This window comes from Pyrodictium brockii, from assembly GCF_055379715.1.
Map to the genome: position 1 here is coordinate 827,982 of NZ_AP042401.1, position 14,462 is coordinate 842,443.

Below are 14,462 nucleotides of genomic sequence, written 5' to 3' on the forward strand. Positions count from 1 at the left end.
CGGGGCCCGGCGCGAGACGCTTGGGGGCCCTGCGGTGTGCATCACTGAGAGCATCTACGGCTGGAGGCCGCGCTGCGTCCTAGTAGTCTCGACCGGCGGCGGCGGGGACGTGGCCACAGCCTCGGTGCTGGCTGAGGCACTGCGCCGCGGGGGCGTCGAGGCCGTTGTAGCGGCTAGCCTCTGGGAGAGGTTCGTGAGGGACCCGGAGCCGGGGCCAATACCGCTCCACAGCATAGTAGGTGCGGAGCCCGTAGCCGGGGGAGCCGCGGCCCGCCTCCATCCAGGCTGCTACGCCGTCCGGGGCAGGATCCTAGAGCCTGGGGCCTGCCGGGCGGCGGGGCTCCTACGCGGCCTAGCCTTCTATGCCTTGGACGCCTGGGGTGGCGAGCTGGCCCTACGGAGGGCTCTGGAGGAGATAGCAGGGCTCCATGGCTGCGAGGCGCTGCTCGACGTGGACGTCGGCGGCGACGTGCTGGCGGAGGGCCGGGAGGAGGGCCTCTGGAGCCCCCTCGGCGACAGCCTCGGGCTAGCGGCGTCGGCCAACACGGGGCTCCCCGGGGTGCTCGGCGTCCACGCGCTGGGGGCGGACGGCGAGCTGGGGGAGGAGGAGCTGCTGGCCCGTATAGCAGCCGTGGCGGCGAGGGGCGGCTACCGCTGGATACGCGGCCTCGACCGCAGCGACCTGGAGCTGCTGGAGGAGGTGCTGAAGGCGGTGGAGACAGAGGCGAGCAGGATACCTCTCCTCGCCGCCCGCGGCGCCTACGGCTGGCTGGAGATACGCGGCGGCACGAGGAGGGTCCGCGTCACAGTGTACCAGGCCGCCACCGTGTTCCTAGGCCTCCGTGAGGCCTACGAGGCGACCCCGACCGCCAGGGCGGTGGCGGGGACGAGCAGCCTCGAGGAGGCCCGGGAGAGGCTCAACAGCCTCGGAGTCTACACCGAGCTGGACCTGGAGGAGGACATCCACCCCCTCCTGGAGCTCGGCCTGCTCACCCCCGAGAGGCTTCTCGATGCCAGGAGGGCTGGGCGGAGGAGGCTAGGAGCCCCGAAGAATTGACAGCCCTAAAAACTGGGAAGGGCGTGAGCTGTGCAGTCTACTTGTAGACCACTATGACGAGCCTGCCGCGCCACTCGCTCATCTCGATCTTGACCCGGTCGCCCTCGCGCCAGCGGAGGCTGGCCACTAGCTCCTCGGGGAGTCGGATCAAGTAGCCCTTCTCATCCTTGTCTATTACGCCTTCATACCCCATTCTCGCGCACCCCGCGTGGCTGGAAGACCCGCGTCACCGCATCCCAGCCGGGTTCAGCGTAATTAAAAGCTCCCAGACGGCTCCCGGGGCCTCCTCTCTACTCACGCTTCTTGGGCAGTGTTATCTCCACTATCTTGTTCGGCCTAACCCTCACCTGGACGCCGCTGGGGTCGGCGTCGGGTGGAAGGGTGAGCTCATGCTTATAGTGGCGGAAGGTCAGCCCGTGCCCCATCGATGTACCATAGATGTCGCTGAACCGGACCTCGCGCTCCAGCTTGGCCTCAAGGATCAGCTTGTCGCCGGAGACCTTCACCTCCAGGGACGAGGTGTCGGCGGCCGCCAGGTCGACGAGTATGGTGTAATGGTCGGGGTGCTCGTAGACCGTGTAGAGCGGGCGGAGCGCTCCCTCGGGAGACCAGCCTGCATGAACGATCTCCTCCAGCTCGTAGAACAGCCTATCCATCTCCTCGATTATCCTGCGCCGCAGCCTCTCCCACTCGCGGCGCAGCTCCTCGTAGGCGGACAATGCACCCCACCCCTCCGCCTCTAGGCGTACATTAGGGAGCTTGGAGCCCTCATCTCCGCCATGGCCTGCCTCGTCTGCTTCATGAGGCCGCGGAGCCTCAGCCGTATCATCTCTGCCTGCTCGAGCAGCTTCTTGACGTCGATCTCAATATTCACTATTCTCGAGATTACCTTTAGGACCTCTGCGGCGGCCTCGGGGTCGGGGAACTCCACGTAGGCGTCTGCGAGCAGCACGAGGTTGGCGACGCGCCTGCGTATAGCCTGCTTGAGTATGAGCGCGTAGGGGCCTACCAGGTAGCCGTTGGAGAAGTTCCTTATATCAAGACCGTCTACGAGTTTCTGTGCCTTCTCGCTGCTAGCTATCCAGTAGACGCCAGGCTTATCCATATTGATCCGGTTGGGAGAGGCTATACCAACTATCGACATAACGTAGTCAACGCCACTCTTCATGGCATAGTCTATTAGGAGTCTCGAAAGCGGGTATATAGCTGGCGGAGGCACCGGAGTCTCAGCCGTAACCACAAGCAGATTATCGCGCGCATATATCCTTATGGGAGGGCGTACAGCGCCGTTAGATATGACTGCTACCGGAGGCATCATTGAGAGTATGTCTATCCCCGCAACCTCCCTCATCTGAAGCGTTTCCACCAGATGGCTTGACGATATGACGCCGACGAGCCCTGTATCGGGAAGCCCCAGCACCATGAAGCTTGGCTTCTTCAGCTTGAATTCCTCGTACTCCGCGAGGAGGAGACTGTCAAACTCCTCCTCATAGACCGGGCGGCTTACGGGCATCGATCCTCCCCCTAGAGCTGAGGGCTACACGACTGCATGTAGAGCCCCCTTCTGGGGAGGGGCTGGTCACGGCAGCCAGCCCTTCTACCCGGGTTAGGGGTAAGATTGGACTATGGCTCCGCATCATATAGATGCTGCTAGCCTAGGGGTCTAGAGAGCTAGAGCCGCCAGCTCCTCGGGCATCCTGCTAAACAGTAGGTACTCCTCCAGAACTATTTTAGTCCTCCTGCCGGCCCGCGCTAGGTTGAGCGCCATGCCCGCCACCCGGTAGGCGACTATGTAGGGTGGGGCTCCCGTAGCCAGCGCTACCAGTATGGAGGGCGCGCCCGCTAGGGCCGCCAGGACGCGTATCCGGTCAAGCCTCCCTATGTGCTCGTGTTCCAGCAACCGGCTCACACTGCCCATGGCGGCGGCTGCCTCCTTCACCGCCTCAGCTAGACTGCTATAGGAGTGCGCGAGCTCTCCAGCGACTCTTGCCGCCTCGGACGCCCTTACCGTGCCCACCGTCTCCACCTCTCGGAGGTCTCTCCAGCGGCTTCACTCCTTTACTGCAGTGTTGTAAGGCGTGCAACGGGCAATACTACCCAGGTGCTACCGGGCTTGGGGCGGGCAGGCGTCCGGAGCAGAGCTAGCCCTTGGGGGAGGCTACAGCGTGTGCTCCGCTGTAATTGTAATGGCTCACGTGGCAATCAATGTTGCGTAATGGCTCTCAAACATGTTTTAGGGCCCCGGGTCCCCGGGGGCCGGGGGCCGGGGAGGAGCCCTTTGGTTGAGGTCGAGATAACCACGAGAGAGAACGATGGCGCAGCCTGGTACAAGGATAACGTGATATACATAAATGTGAGGTGGCTCCAACTAGAGGAGGAGGCTGAATGGTTTATTGACGAAAGCTTCATGCACGAGTACATAGAGCACGTGCTCGGCCTGGGCCACGAGAAGGCTATCTTCATAGAGATGGTGTTACGCGACAGCCTCTACCGGGACTGGTACGGCGTCAACCCTCTTAAGCTGCTGTACCACCCTGCTCCGAGAGAGAGCAGGGCTAGTAGAGCATTCTCACAGCTTGAGCATGAGGCACTCCAGCTATCCTTATAACGGCCTCCGGGTGCACGAGCCCCTCTCTTATCGCTGCGTTCACCACGTTCTCCCCCACAAGGTTTAGAACCGTGGCCTCACGCGCCTTGGTAATCGCGTAGCTGAGCGGCACCAGCTGGCCTCCGTAGAACCTCTCACTCACGTGAAGCGCAATACGGCCGTCTACAAGCTTTACACCGAGCAGCTCCTCGTCGCACATAGCTATTATCTTCTCGCCCTGGGCCTCTATCACGTTGATGTAGACTAGAGGCTCGGCGGCATCCTCCGGCATAGCCAGGCTACCCCGGTACCTTGCACCCTAAGCGGCTACGGGATTAATTAGCTGCCCGAGGGTTCACCAGGTGCTGTGGGGATGGGGAGAGTTGGGCCAGGCTAGAGGAGGCAGGATCCAGCTGATATACGACTATGAATACCTGTTGAGGAGGCTCTATGAGAGGCTGCCGGCCAAGACTGCTAAGGCTTCTAGATTCGAGCTGCCCAGGCTCGTGGTTGAGAGGGTGGGCACCAAGACCGTTATAAGGAACTTCAAGCAGGTAGCCGACGTTATGAGGCGGGAGCCCAGGCTGCTGATGAGGTACCTGCTCAAGGAGCTTGGAACAAGCGGCAACTATGACGAGGAGAACGGTATGCTGGTGATAAACGCCAAAGTGTCTACGGCGACGCTCAATAACCTGATCCAGAGATTCGTAAAGACCTACGTCATATGCCCGACATGTGGCGCCCCCGACACGAGGCTGGTGCGCAAGGGGAAGACGTGGATACTCGTCTGCGACGCCTGCGGCGCGGAGCAGCCCGTGCCGCCCTTCTAGCCCCAGGAGGCCACACTCTTTCTATACGCCGGGTGTACGCCTCATACATGTAGGGGCACGCTTTGCCCAGGAGGCTTGTGCTCCTAGGACAGTATCCGCCCACTGTGGTGCTTGAGCCCGGTCAGAGCCTGCTCGAGGCCCTCCTGGCCCTTGACCAGAGAGGGGTGCGCCATGGAGTCGTTGTCGACAATGAGGGTAGGCTGCAGGGCATACTCTCGATACGCCGCATACTATCCTTAATAGACCGGCGGCTCGGCCAGGGAGAGAGCGTCTACAAGGGGCTCGAGGAGTCGCGTGTAGAGGAGCTGATGTGGCGTAACCCGCCCCGTGTCATCCTAGGGGAGTACGGTATAGAGGACGTAATCTACATAATGTCGAGGCTCAACGTGGGCGCAGTCACCGTCGTGGATAGGGATGAGAGGGTGCTCGGTATTGTCTCTGAGAAGCATATAACCGGCATAATGGCTATGACCAGCATCAATGTAGCGGTGCACGAGATTATGACTAGCCCAGCTGAGAGCCTTGGGAGGGATGCCAGGCTACGTGAGGCTCTGAGCATAATGGCCTCTCATCGGTATAGGCATGTGCCTCTAGTGGACGAGGAGGGCAGAGTTGAGGAGATGGTGACTGCCAGGGACATTATAGGCTACGTGGCTCTCGAGCCCACACTGGAGAAGCTAAGAGAGGGGAGGGATAGCGAGGTGTTCAACATCCCTGCGTCGAGCATCGCTACCGGCGCCCCCGCCACGGTGGAACCCGACGTGGATGTGTCGAGGGCTCTCCGGGCCATGAAGAAGATGGGTATAAGCGGCTTGGCCGTGGTCGACCAGGAGGGGAGGCTTCAGGGCATTGTTACCGAGAGGGATGCCGTGATAAAGCTGCCGAAGGTAGTCGGCACGGAGATATTCTATGACCAGGCACGCTCCCGCCTCTATGTGGCGAGGATAGTATCATAGCTCCCGGGGCCTTATAACCCCTTAAGCCCCGGGGGCCTAGTAGGCATAAAGAGCTAGAGGATATCCCCCGGAGGCTAGCACTTCTCGGCGGGGTAGTGGCTGGGGCTCTACTCGGCTGGGTGGGCAATACGGTGTACCGGAGGCTGTTGGCGAGGCTGCTGCGGAGGAGGCTGGCGAGGGATAAGCTGCCCCACCACGTGGCCATCATACCTGATGGTAACCGGCGCTGGGCCCGCCGGCGGGGGCTGCCAGCTGTAGCCGGCCATCTACGGGGCTACCAGGTTGCCAGGAGAACGCTCGACCTGCTCTGGAGCCTGGGGGTCCGTCACGTCACCTTCTACGGGCTCTCTAGGGAGAACTGCCTCTACAGGCCGAGGGAGGAGCTGGAGAACCTTCACCGCCTGCTGGGCCGGGCTGTAGAGGAGCTGGCGAGGGATAAGCGTGTCGAGAGTGGCCGGACGAGGGTGTTCTTCGGTGGCGATCTCTCCCTTCTGCCAGGCTGGCTCGTGGAGAGCATGGAGTGGATAAACAGCTCAACAAAGGGTAACGCCCCCTACACACTGGCGGTAGCGGTCTGCTACAGCGGGCGCTGGGAGGTGGAGGAGGCGGCCCGGAGGCTCTGCAGAGAGGCGGGGGCCTGGGAGGGGCTCCGCAAGGCCATGGTATTCGGCTGGCTCCCCGAGCCCGACCTGCTGATCAGGACAGGAGGAGAGCTGAGACTCAGCGGCTTCCTCCTCTACCATGTGGCGTACACCGAGTTCTACTTCACTCGCCGTCTCTGGCCCGCGTTTGACGAGGCTGAGCTGTACCGTGCTCTTCTCTCCTTTCAGCGGAGGGAGAGGAGGTTCGGTAGGTAGGCCTCTCCAGCAGCCTAGCCGCGCGCCATGCTATGGCCATCAATAGTACCGAGACTATAGTGTAGACGGCGAAGTTGCTGGCCATCAACGCGTGTATCAGCGAGCTGAGGCTGAAGCTGTTCATCATATCCAACGCCTCTGCCAGCGTGTCGAGGAGCACTACAACGGCTACAACAGTAACTATCGAGACAAGCTCCCGGCCCAGCCTGGTGCTGCCGGAAACAAACTTCGAGGCAGCATGGCCGAGAATGGCGATGCTCGCCGCGAAGCCCAGTAGACCGGTGGCGCCCCGTATCGTGTCGGCCACCACGCCTGGCGTCACTGTCTCAGCGTGGATGAACTGAAGGACTGCAAGGACTATGCCTAGAGCGGCTGATATGCCTGCTATGGCGTAGGATACGAGAGCCACCGGGGTCTCCGTCAGTGTCTTCACTATCCTTTCCTCCAGGTCGAAGCCCCTTACAACCATGGCTGCGCCGGCCAGCATAAGCACTACTAGGAGGGCCTCGCGGAGCATGTGCATGAGGGCGAGCACCGAGAAAGCCACGAGGATTATGCCGGGCACCCCTAGGAACATGCGGGAGAACCTCGGCTCGGTAATCACCTTCTTGATATACTTGGCCAGGAGGATGTAGGTCTCCTCGACTCCCCGGAGCTGTTTTATGACGAGACGGTGAACCCCGTAGACGGGGGCCAGGGAGGACACCATTGGCACGAGTAGCTCGTCCTCGGAGCCGTCAGAGACCACCACCACGCCATCCGGCTGGTACTCCTCTATCAGCCTTTCAAGCTCCTGCCTGGCCCTCATACTCGCCTCTGCGCCACCCAGCTCGCTGCCGGCGACCACCGCAGGCGCTGCGTCATAGCCCTTGCCGCGTAGCTCGTCGGCCAGCTTCACCGCCGCGAAAAGCACGTTGGCGTCAGAATCCTCGGGGTCGTAGAGAGCGAAGCGTATAGCTGCATCTAGGACCCGGTCACGGCCGAGTATAGGGGTAGGTATACCTGCACGGCCTAGATCGTTGTCAAGGTCAACCGCCAGCACTAGTATCCTCTTCGCGTCCCTCATTACCCTCTTCCTCTAGCTCCTCTAGCTGTGATGCGTACAACAGCCTCAACTCCTCTAGTGTTAACGGCTCGCCTCGTTTAAGCTTCTCCTCAACTTGGCGCTTCCTCTCCGCGTATATCTGGAGGAGCCTCTCCTTCTCCATGCCGGTGTAGAGGTTCTTCAACTGCTGGCTGAGCTGCCGTAGCTCCTGGACCTTGCTGTTTATCTCCTCCCTGAGCCGGTCTATCTCCTTGCTCTTCTCATCTATGGTCTTGGTCAGCTCGTCTATCCTTGGACTGAGCTTGTCTAGCTCCTGCCTCAGCTCGTTTATCCTCTCATCTATCCTTGATATGCGCTCGCTCCGGGACCTTATCTCCTCGCCGTAGCTGCGGAGCTGGAGACGGAGCCCCATCAATTCCGCCCGCTTCTCCGCCAGCTCCTGGAGAACCTGGCGCGCCTCCAGCGTCTTCTGGAGCAGCGCCTCAAGGCGGACTATCTCGTCCACTATCTCCTTCTCCTGCTCAGGCGTGAGGATCTGGGTCTGCTGCCTCCACTCCAGCTCCTCTATCCTCCTGCGTATCGCGTTTATACTCCGGCGGGCGAGGGGCCGCAGCTCTGCAGCTATCTTCCGCTGCTGCTCTAGCTCGTTGACCGTGGAGCGGAGCTTCTCGAGCAGCTCACGGCGCTGCTGGCGGAGGCTCCTGACCTCCTCCACGAGCTTCCTCCTCTTCTCGCGGAGCTGGCGCAGCTGGTCCCGAAGCAGCCTAGCCCTTTCTATGAGGCTTCGCCTCTCCTGGCGGAGGCTCCTGACCTCCTCTATCAGCGAGTACCGCTTCTCCTTGAGCCTCTTTATCTCCTCTCTCAGCTCGGTCATCCTGTCCAGTATCTCCTTCTCTGAGGCCCCTGCTAGGCCTGGCTGCAAGGATGCATCAACCCTTCCGGAGCCTGGTGGACGCGCGTGGGCCCGAGAGGGTTATGGGCCCTGCCGCCCAGGCTATATTTTACTGCTTCCCTTGGCGGCTCTGCTGGTAGAGGAGCCTTCTCAGGGTGCGGGTCCTCCCCTCGAAAATAGTTTCAAGCAGCACGTCTACCAGCTTGTCGCCTCTAAGCACCATTGACAAGTCGTGGAACCTCCCGGTTCTCCTTGCTATGTCGACTGCCACTAGGTGGTAGCAGGGCTCGCTCGACTCCCCGCCGGCGACCCTTATGGTGAAGTGGGGGCAGCTACAGTACGTGCCTGGTATTGCTATATAGTCGGACTCCCTCCCCATAACTATCCAGAGTTCCACGGGGCTACGGGCTATACGTACCGCCCTCATCTCCCCCGCTGCCGCGGCCTCCTGGCCCCGGGCCTCCTCGCTCCTCCTAGCTATCCGGCGCCGGAGCTCCATGAGCCTGGGGGTAGTCAAAGCGTCGGGTTCCTCCAGCGCCTTCTGCACTCATAGACCTCTGAGCCGCCGTCACCCCTGCCCACTACGAGGGCATCGGCATAGCCTATGAACAAGCCGTGGCCCATCACGCCAGGAATCCTATCGAGGAGGCTGGAGTACTCCATGGGCTCTATGACCCCCCAGGGCCAGGTATCCACCACCACGCCACAGTTATCCGTGAGAGCGGGGCCGTCACGGCAGCCGCAGCCGAGCCGGGGTTCGGCTCTCACCCCACGGGCCCTAAGCTCCTCGATGACCGGCTGGAGGGCGGGCTCCAGCACCTCCACGGGGACGGGCTTCCCCAGCTCTCCGAGCCGGCTGGAGAGCTTAGACTCGTCCACCACTATCACGGTGTACCTGCTGTTGTAGGCCATTATCTTCTCCCGCAGCATCGCCGCGCCCCTGCCCTTCACCAGCATGCACTCGCCGCCGACCGGGGCTGCCTCGTCGGCTCCGTCGAAGTAGAGGTCCAGGCCCCTGCCCGGCACCTGGGTGTAGGCCTCCACTCCATGGCTGCGCAGCAGGAGGAGGGTTGAGAGGCTTGAGGCGTAGACCCTAGCCCCTCTAAGCGCCCTGGACAGCTCGGGGTCGCGTAGCAGCGCCTCCACCACCGCCGCCACGGTGGAGCCGGTGCCGACTCCCACTCTCTCCGCCTCGAGGAGCCTTGGCCGAAGTAGCTCGACCGCCCTCTCCGCGGCGGCACGCTTAGCCGGGCTAGCAGTCAAGAACGCGTCCCCGGAGATCATACCAGGTGGCGTCGGTTACTTCAATGCACCTCCACTCACCAGGCTCCGCAGAGCCCTCGGGGAGTATCACCGGAGTGTAGTTGTAGAGCTTCGCGTCCAGGCCTCCGCGTTCGCCCCGTGAGACCACGAGCGCGCGGGCCCGGGAGCCGATGTACTTCCGGTGCTCCTCGAGCCCTATCCTCTCCACCACCGCCATGAGCCTCTTAGAGCGGCTCTTCTTCACCGGGTCCGGGACCTGGGGCAGCCCCGCTGCCACTGTGCGGGGCCGGGGCGTGTACTGGGCTAGGTGCACTCTCTCGAACCTTAGCTCCTCGACGAGCCTCACAGTGTTGCCGAAGGCCTCCTCGTCCTCGCCGGGGTGTCCCACTATTATGTCGGTGGCCACCATTACGCCGGGTATCTTGCTCCTTATCTCCCTCACCATTGAGCGGTACTCGTCCACCGTGTAGCGGCGCTTCATTATCCTGAGCACCCTGTCGTCACCGCTCTGGACCGGGAGGTGGATGAACTTGAAGAACCTAGGCGCCTTCAGCGCCTCTATGAACTCGTCGAGTATGGGCATAAGCTGGTCGGGGCTCATCATGCCGACGCGTATCATGAAGCTACCCGGCAGCTCTGCTAGGCGCTGGAGCAGCTCCGGGAGCATCCTCTTCCCGTAGATGTCTACACCGTATACCGCCACATCCTGGCCAGTTATCCTGATCTCCACCACGCCCCGGCGGGCAAGAGCCCTTACGAGGTCGACAACCTTCTCCATCGGGCGGCTGTAGACCCTGCGGCGGGCAAGCTTGGTTATGCAGAAGCTGCAGTCGTTGAGGCAGCCGTCGGCTATCGGGACCTCCGCCACCCTACCTCTTTGCATCAGCCCCGGCTCCGGGGTGTAGAGGGTCTTAGGCCTAGGAGGCTCGCCGAGAAGGTCCCGGCCCTGCTCCAGCGCCTCGTGCACACGGTGCACATTATAGGTTGCTACGAGCAGCGCCTCTGGCGCAATCCGCTTCACGGTGTAGGGCTGGGCGGTGGCCATGCAGCCTGCCACAACTAGGGCTGCAGACCGGCTCCGGGCAAGCTTGTACAGCTCCCTTATCCTCCTCCTCATCTTCTCCTCGGTGTCCAGCCTCACCGTGCAGGTATTCACTACTATCACGTCTGCGTCCTCGAGGCTATCCACTATCTCGTAGCCCCTACGGGCCAGCGCACTCTTCATTATAGCGGTGTCGGCGTGATTGAGCGCGCAGCCATAGGTCTCGAAGTAGACCCTAGCCATAGCGGCGGCCACCTCTGCAGCAGCCCTCGGCCGCAGCCAGGGGGCTCCGGGCCAACATCATTCCAGTGCATGAATTCCTGAGAGAGGGCTAATCTAGAGTTCTCTAGGAGCAACCGTTCTAGAGCCCCTGGAGCGCCAGGACTACAGAGCCGGGGCGGGGGGCTCCTTGAGGCGGGAAGTGCTCCTGGCAGCCCTCCTGCTTGCGGCCCTCCTGGCTGCAGTCATCTACCTCCACCGGCAGGGCGGCGGGGCGCCTAGAGGGGCCGGGGAGCTGCCGCTCCCCGAGCTGGTGGCCGGGGCGCCCAGGAGCATCGAGGTAGCGTCGCCTGCGTTCAGCGAAGGGGGGAGGATTCCTAGCCGCTATACCTGCGACGGCGGGGACGTGTCGCCCCCGCTCCTCCTGAAGGGTGTGCCTGAGAAGGCTAGGAGCCTGCTTATACTGGTCTACGACCCCGACGCGCCTGGGGGAGTTTTCATCCACTGGCTCCTCTACAGCATACCCCCTGCAACCACCTATATCCCGGAGGCCGTGCCCAAGACGCCCGTAGTCCAGGGCCTAGGGGTCCAGGGCCGTAACAGCTTCGGCAGGATAGGCTACAACGGGCCCTGCCCGCCCCGCGGCGACCGGCCACACCGCTACGTCTTCCTCGTGGTTGCGCTCGACGTGCCCAGCACGGGGCTGGGGCCTGGAGCTACGTGGAAAACCTTGGAGGAGCGGGTAAGGGGCCACGTGCTCGCCTACGGCTACACCTACGGGCTCTACTCCCGCTAGGCTAGCCGCCGGAGGCCGGCGGGAGTAACACCACCTCGTCCCCGGGCCCCACCCTTGTATCCCTCGAGGCACTCCTCCCGTTAACCAGGTAGACTACCTGCATCCCCCTCCTCTCCAGCTCCTCGACTAGGCTGCGGAGCCTGGGATGTCTGGCGAACAGCTTCTCTAGGACCTCCCCCAGCGTGGCGCCGTCGCCACCGAGCTCAAGCTCTAGCTCCTGCTGCCCGCCGACGGCCTCGCGGAGGAGGGAAACGAGCCTCACCCTGACACCCGCCAAGACGCGTCAGCCCCCTGCTCAGCTGAGGCCCTCGGTACGGCTAGGGGCCTGGGAGGGTTAACTCGCTCATCCCCAGAGCGCCTCATGCGATGGTGTGGCCGGCGCTACCCTTTATAGAGGGATGCCTCACGGGGGTATCTGCTGGGCCTGCTCCCAGTATAGAAGTATGGGTAGGCTCGTAGCCAGCTAGAAGGTGGTTACTATGATGGAGGAGGTAGACTTCTATACGAGAATGTACGATGAGATAGAGAGGATGAGGAAGGAGGGTATAGTGGAATATGTAACCAGCTATGCCAGGTTCCGCGAGATACTAAAGAACCACCGCGTCACTGTGGCGGTATTCACCACGCCCACATGCACCGCCTGCATGGTGTATAAGCCGATATTCTACATGACCGCCGAGAAGCTCCGCGACCAGGCCAAGTGGATAGAGGTGGACGCCTACGAGGCCCCCGAGGCGGCGTTCGAGTGGGGGGTGACGGCCACGCCGACAACAATAGTCTACGTGAACGGCGAGGCTGTAGAGGCCTTCGTCGGCGTCCTCGACGATGAGAGTCTCGAGGAAATAGTCAAAGGAGCGGTCGAGAGAGTGAAATAATGATAGAAACATGAGGGCTTCAGAGGAGTCCCAGCCCCTTCTATTCCTGCACCTCACCAGTACGCACCTTGATGGCTTTCTCCACCGGTACTATGAAGACCCTGCCGTCGCCGGGCCTCCCCGTCCGCGCGTTCTCCGCTATTATCCTGGCCACCTTCTCCGCGTCCTCGTCGGGGACAACCACCTCTATCTGAACTTTCGGTATCAGGTCGACCATTATCGACCTGCCGCGGAACTCTAGGCTTATGCCACCCTGCTCTCCACGACCCCTGGCCTCGATCACTGTCATGGCTGTGTAGCCGTTCTCCCCGAGCGCTCTCTTAACCTGCTCAAGCTTCTCCGGCCTTATTACTGCTATAACCATCTTCATAGGCTACTCACCCCACGCGTAGGCCTCCTCTCCATGCTGGGCCAGGTCTAGGCCCACGTACTCCTCTTCAGTGCTCACGCGCAGCCCTATCAACGCGTCTACGAGTTTTGCAAGCACGTAGGTCGCCACCACAGTGTAGGCTACAGCTACGCCCACATCAACCAGCTGAGCCAGGAACTGGGCCACGCCGCCGTAGAGCAGGCCCCTCGCACCGCCCACGCTGGGGTCGGCGAATATCCCGGTGGCTATCGAGCCCCAGACGCCGCCGATGCCGTGGACTGCCCAGGCGTCCAAGCTCTCGTCGAGGCCGCGAGATACGCGGAAAAGCATGGCGGCGTAGCATAGCATCCCTGCTAGCGCCCCTATGATTATCGCAGCGCCCACGCCGACGTAGCCTGCTGCAGGCGTTATTGCCACGAGGCCTGCTACCGCGCCGCTGGCTAGGCCCAGTGAGCTGGGCTTGCCGCGCGCCCAGCTTGCGAGCAGCCAGGCAAGGGCGCCGGAGGCGGCAGCTATATGGGTTACGAGCAGCGCGTTAGCTGCGGAGGCGTTCGCCGCGAGAGCACTCCCGGCGTTGAACCCGAACCAGCCGAACCAGAGCAGCGCTGTGCCTATGAGAGTTAGAGGTATGTTGTGAGGAGGCATATTGTACTCGCCGTAGCCCAACCTCTTGCCTATTACCAGGGCTAGCACGAGCGCTGCGAAGCCCGAGGTTATATGCACCACAGTGCCGCCGGCGAAGTCTAGCGGCACCGCACCCAGGACCCGGTGAAGCCAGGTGTGGAGCCAGCCTCCTCCCCAGACCCAGTGGGCCACCGGGTCGTAGACGAGGGTCGTCCAGAGCAGGCCCAGGAGGAGGAAGGCGCCCAGCTTAGCCCTCTCGGCGAGAGCGCTGGTGAGTATAGCCAGCGTTATAGCCGCAAAGGCCATCTGGAAAGCTACGAACGCCGTGTGGGGCAGCTGGCTAGCCCCAGGCGCTGGCTGGTCTGGCGTCACGCCGCGGAGGCCAATGTACTTCAGCCCGCCTATGAAGCTTCCCAGCACATTGTCCCCGAAGCTCAGGCTGTACCCTAGCAGGGGCCACTGGAGGCTCACCAGGGCCAGTGACACGAACGAGAGTATTATCATTGATACAGCATTCTTCCTCCTGACCATGCCGCCATAGAAGAAGCCCAGCCCCATAGTCATCAATACTACCATCGATGTTGACGCCAGCAGCCAGGCCGTATCCCCGGAGCTGAAGGCCGCCACTGCTATCGACCGGGGGCCGCCGCCGCTACGAACGCCGCTAAGGTGATTACCACCAAGGAGGGCTGCATGCGTACAGGGTTCACGTCAACACAAATGCAGAAAATACCAACAGCTGTACGGAATTGATGTACAGTAGCCGACCTATCAAGGGTGCAGCATCAAGGTGTGAGAGTACAGACGTCTAGTGGGGTGCCTAGGCAACAGAACTCTAGCTCTATAGTAGCGCCGGCTCCCGGGGCCGTGAGGCATACTGCAGAGGCGGCTCGAGGTACAGGGCCCCAGGAGGTGTAGGGAGATGGGGGATCTAGGGTTGCGGAGATGTGGCGCCGGGGGCGGGATTTGAACCCGCGCGGCCTGCGCGGCCACCGGCTCTCCAGGCCGGCCCCTTGGACCGCTCGGGCACCCCGGCGCCCGGGAGGCCC

20 protein-coding genes and 1 tRNA gene are annotated in these 14,462 nt (G+C 62.2%); 7 read left to right on the forward strand and 14 right to left on the reverse strand.

The features are described from left to right. Window positions 1-34: 34 nt before the first annotated feature. Window positions 35-1,057, forward strand: coding sequence for a DUF1152 domain-containing protein (locus ACZ42Y_RS04445; RefSeq protein ID WP_058371080.1), 1,023 nt, complete (start codon window positions 35-37; stop codon window positions 1,055-1,057). Between the two features lie 37 nt (window positions 1,058-1,094). Here ACZ42Y_RS04445 and ACZ42Y_RS04450 read toward each other — a convergent pair whose 3' ends face one another. The 4 genes from ACZ42Y_RS04450 to ACZ42Y_RS04465 all read right to left on the reverse strand — a co-directional run bounded on the left by ACZ42Y_RS04450 (window position 1,095) and on the right by ACZ42Y_RS04465 (window position 3,074). Further along, window positions 1,095-1,250, reverse strand: a complete 156-nt coding sequence (locus ACZ42Y_RS04450; protein ID WP_168371323.1) for a hypothetical protein — start codon at window positions 1,248-1,250, stop codon at window positions 1,095-1,097. 97 nt (window positions 1,251-1,347) lie between these two features. Continuing rightward, a complete protein-coding gene (locus tag ACZ42Y_RS04455) occupies window positions 1,348-1,776 on the reverse strand; it encodes an Hsp20/alpha crystallin family protein (RefSeq protein WP_058371079.1) in 429 nt (142 codons plus the stop codon). A 20-nt stretch (window positions 1,777-1,796) separates the two neighbouring features. Beyond that, window positions 1,797-2,570 (reverse strand): proteasome assembly chaperone family protein, encoded by a 774-nt coding sequence (locus ACZ42Y_RS04460; RefSeq protein WP_058371078.1) that lies wholly within the window; start codon window positions 2,568-2,570, stop codon window positions 1,797-1,799. Window positions 2,571-2,720: 150 nt separating this feature from the next. After that, the gene (locus ACZ42Y_RS04465) at window positions 2,721-3,074 is read right to left on the reverse strand and encodes a hypothetical protein (protein ID WP_168371322.1); all 354 of its coding nucleotides are present in this window, start codon (window positions 3,072-3,074) and stop codon (window positions 2,721-2,723) included. A 261-nt stretch (window positions 3,075-3,335) separates the two neighbouring features. On the opposite strand from ACZ42Y_RS04465, the gene ACZ42Y_RS04470 reads away from it, so the two are divergent. Beyond that, window positions 3,336-3,665 carry a hypothetical protein gene (locus tag ACZ42Y_RS04470; RefSeq protein WP_058371076.1) on the forward strand — a complete coding sequence of 110 codons (330 nt, stop codon included), beginning with the start codon at window positions 3,336-3,338 and terminating at the stop codon, window positions 3,663-3,665. On the opposite strand, the gene ACZ42Y_RS04475 is transcribed toward ACZ42Y_RS04470, so the two are convergent. Continuing rightward, on the reverse strand, window positions 3,613-3,936 hold the full coding sequence (locus ACZ42Y_RS04475; RefSeq protein WP_058371075.1) for a DUF424 domain-containing protein: 324 nt from the start codon (window positions 3,934-3,936) through the stop codon (window positions 3,613-3,615). The genes ACZ42Y_RS04470 and ACZ42Y_RS04475 overlap by 53 nt on opposite strands. Window positions 3,937-4,027: 91 nt before the next feature. Here ACZ42Y_RS04475 and ACZ42Y_RS04480 point away from each other — a divergent pair, with 91 nt between their 5' ends. The 3 genes from ACZ42Y_RS04480 to uppS all read left to right on the forward strand — a co-directional run bounded on the left by ACZ42Y_RS04480 (window position 4,028) and on the right by uppS (window position 6,287). After that, the gene (locus ACZ42Y_RS04480; RefSeq protein WP_058371074.1) at window positions 4,028-4,474 is read left to right on the forward strand and encodes a translation initiation factor IF-2 subunit beta; all 447 of its coding nucleotides are present in this window, start codon (window positions 4,028-4,030) and stop codon (window positions 4,472-4,474) included. A 62-nt stretch (window positions 4,475-4,536) separates the two neighbouring features. Further along, on the forward strand, window positions 4,537-5,430 hold the full coding sequence (locus ACZ42Y_RS04485; protein ID WP_058371073.1) for a CBS domain-containing protein: 894 nt from the start codon (window positions 4,537-4,539) through the stop codon (window positions 5,428-5,430). A gap of 131 nt (window positions 5,431-5,561) precedes the next feature. Next, window positions 5,562-6,287, forward strand: coding sequence for a polyprenyl diphosphate synthase (gene uppS / locus ACZ42Y_RS04490; protein ID WP_058371072.1), 726 nt, complete (start codon window positions 5,562-5,564; stop codon window positions 6,285-6,287). Here uppS and ACZ42Y_RS04495 read toward each other — a convergent pair. The 5 genes from ACZ42Y_RS04495 to ACZ42Y_RS04515 all read right to left on the reverse strand — a co-directional run bounded on the left by ACZ42Y_RS04495 (window position 6,196) and on the right by ACZ42Y_RS04515 (window position 10,772). Beyond that, entirely contained in the window at window positions 6,196-7,353 is a 1,158-nt protein-coding gene (locus ACZ42Y_RS04495) for a DUF373 family protein (RefSeq protein ID WP_058371071.1), read from the reverse strand. The two genes, uppS and ACZ42Y_RS04495, sit on opposite strands and share 92 nt — an antisense overlap. After that, a complete protein-coding gene (locus ACZ42Y_RS04500) occupies window positions 7,316-8,254 on the reverse strand; it encodes a coiled-coil protein (protein ID WP_464735170.1) in 939 nt (312 codons plus the stop codon). The genes ACZ42Y_RS04495 and ACZ42Y_RS04500 overlap by 38 nt, the downstream gene beginning before the upstream one ends. Window positions 8,255-8,333: 79 nt before the next feature. Next, complete coding sequence (locus tag ACZ42Y_RS04505) at window positions 8,334-8,741, reverse strand: SWIM zinc finger family protein (RefSeq protein WP_058371069.1); 408 nt, start codon at window positions 8,739-8,741, stop codon at window positions 8,334-8,336. Beyond that, on the reverse strand, window positions 8,738-9,487 hold the full coding sequence (rpiA, locus tag ACZ42Y_RS04510) for a ribose 5-phosphate isomerase A (RefSeq protein ID WP_058371068.1): 750 nt from the start codon (window positions 9,485-9,487) through the stop codon (window positions 8,738-8,740). Before rpiA ends, ACZ42Y_RS04505 begins: the two co-directional genes overlap by 4 nt. After that, a complete protein-coding gene (locus tag ACZ42Y_RS04515; RefSeq protein ID WP_058371437.1) occupies window positions 9,477-10,772 on the reverse strand; it encodes a tRNA (N(6)-L-threonylcarbamoyladenosine(37)-C(2))-methylthiotransferase in 1,296 nt (431 codons plus the stop codon). Before ACZ42Y_RS04515 ends, rpiA begins: the two co-directional genes overlap by 11 nt. Before the next feature lie 166 nt (window positions 10,773-10,938). On the opposite strand from ACZ42Y_RS04515, the gene ACZ42Y_RS04520 reads away from it, so the two are divergent. After that, window positions 10,939-11,544 carry a YbhB/YbcL family Raf kinase inhibitor-like protein gene (locus ACZ42Y_RS04520; protein ID WP_070807838.1) on the forward strand — a complete coding sequence of 202 codons (606 nt, stop codon included), beginning with the start codon at window positions 10,939-10,941 and terminating at the stop codon, window positions 11,542-11,544. A 1-nt stretch (window position 11,545) separates the two neighbouring features. On the opposite strand, the gene ACZ42Y_RS04525 is transcribed toward ACZ42Y_RS04520, so the two are convergent. Next, window positions 11,546-11,821 carry a MoaD/ThiS family protein gene (locus ACZ42Y_RS04525; RefSeq protein ID WP_058371067.1) on the reverse strand — a complete coding sequence of 92 codons (276 nt, stop codon included), beginning with the start codon at window positions 11,819-11,821 and terminating at the stop codon, window positions 11,546-11,548. A gap of 202 nt (window positions 11,822-12,023) precedes the next feature. Here ACZ42Y_RS04525 and ACZ42Y_RS04530 point away from each other — a divergent pair, with 202 nt between their 5' ends. Further along, the gene (locus tag ACZ42Y_RS04530) at window positions 12,024-12,419 is read left to right on the forward strand and encodes a thioredoxin family protein (protein WP_058371066.1); all 396 of its coding nucleotides are present in this window, start codon (window positions 12,024-12,026) and stop codon (window positions 12,417-12,419) included. A 40-nt stretch (window positions 12,420-12,459) separates the two neighbouring features. Here the strand turns inward: ACZ42Y_RS04530 and ACZ42Y_RS04535 are convergent, their stop codons facing one another. From ACZ42Y_RS04535 to ACZ42Y_RS04545, 3 genes are all read right to left on the reverse strand, one after another. Then, a complete protein-coding gene (locus ACZ42Y_RS04535; protein ID WP_058371065.1) occupies window positions 12,460-12,789 on the reverse strand; it encodes a P-II family nitrogen regulator in 330 nt (109 codons plus the stop codon). A 3-nt stretch (window positions 12,790-12,792) separates the two neighbouring features. After that, entirely contained in the window at window positions 12,793-13,989 is a 1,197-nt protein-coding gene (locus tag ACZ42Y_RS04540) for an ammonium transporter (RefSeq protein WP_464735785.1), read from the reverse strand. Between the two features lie 372 nt (window positions 13,990-14,361). Continuing rightward, a tRNA-Ser gene (locus tag ACZ42Y_RS04545) sits at window positions 14,362-14,449 on the reverse strand. Window positions 14,450-14,462 lie beyond the last annotated feature (13 nt).

Bases quoted from the DNA above. Each gene is read 5' to 3' on its own strand.
- ACZ42Y_RS04450 (WP_168371323.1), bottom strand. From the start codon at position 1,250: ATGGGGTATGAAGGCGTAATAGACAAGGATGAGAAGGGCTACTTGATC.
- ACZ42Y_RS04530 (WP_058371066.1), top strand. From the start codon at position 12,024: ATGATGGAGGAGGTAGACTTCTATACGAGAATGTACGATGAGATAGAG.
- ACZ42Y_RS04540 (WP_464735785.1), bottom strand. From the start codon at position 13,989: ATGGTAGTATTGATGACTATGGGGCTGGGCTTCTTCTATGGCGGCATG.
- ACZ42Y_RS04515 (WP_058371437.1), bottom strand. From the start codon at position 10,772: ATGGCTAGGGTCTACTTCGAGACCTATGGCTGCGCGCTCAATCACGCC.
- ACZ42Y_RS04460 (WP_058371078.1), bottom strand. From the start codon at position 2,570: ATGCCCGTAAGCCGCCCGGTCTATGAGGAGGAGTTTGACAGTCTCCTC.
- ACZ42Y_RS04475 (WP_058371075.1), bottom strand. From the start codon at position 3,936: ATGCCGGAGGATGCCGCCGAGCCTCTAGTCTACATCAACGTGATAGAG.
- ACZ42Y_RS04535 (WP_058371065.1), bottom strand. From the start codon at position 12,789: ATGAAGATGGTTATAGCAGTAATAAGGCCGGAGAAGCTTGAGCAGGTT.
- ACZ42Y_RS04495 (WP_058371071.1), bottom strand. From the start codon at position 7,353: ATGAGGGACGCGAAGAGGATACTAGTGCTGGCGGTTGACCTTGACAAC.